Source organism: Rahnella sp. BCC 1045 (genome assembly GCF_019049615.1).
Lineage (GTDB): Bacteria > Pseudomonadota > Gammaproteobacteria > Enterobacterales > Enterobacteriaceae > Rahnella > Rahnella contaminans.
Genome location: NZ_JAFMOZ010000028.1, coordinates 1 through 607, shown reverse-complemented (window position 1 = coordinate 607; position 607 = coordinate 1). Strand labels below are relative to the sequence as shown.

Here is a 607-nt window from a genome sequence, read left to right as displayed (position 1 = left end):
TTATTGCATCAATCCCTTTAATTGAGAATTTTTTCGTAGGTGTTGGATTGTAAAGTGGTGATCGGAAGTATGGGCCACTTCTAATTATTGCAGCTGTATCAATAAGATCTTCTATTGCTTTTTCTAAGCCAGTTTCTAAATATGCAATAGAGTCATCACCAACAGGATAACCAGGAGTTACTGTTTGACATGCAACCGTTGGGTGCCCTATAAACTTTAGGTATTCGTGAAAGACTTCCTTTGGTAGACACATCCCAAACTCACGCCAGGCATATTTTTTGCCCCAGTAATAGCCTCCTTGGGCTGTATGAATAACCCTGGTATCGTTTTTATCTTTATTAATATCATGATTATTTAGAGCTTCGTGCTGAGCTACTGCGTAGCTTAAGTATTTATTGATTACAGAGGTTTTTGATATACAGTCAGTATCAACTATATTTTTACCATTAATGACTTCATAACCAATATTATATCTTTCCCCTTCAACGATATAATTCCCAGAGTTAGCTTCAAACTCATATACAGTAGTTGTCGTTGATGGTGTAAAACTGTGATTAAATCTACCACCACCTATGCTTGTAACAGTATAGTTGCTAGCGATTAAATC

General features: G+C 36.2%; 1 protein-coding gene. It reads right to left on the bottom strand.

Going from position 1 to position 607, the window contains the following annotated elements; translation table 11 throughout:
- Positions 1-607 (bottom strand): hypothetical protein (locus J1782_RS00155; RefSeq protein ID WP_217151889.1); only part of this gene is annotated, 607 nt, incomplete at both ends.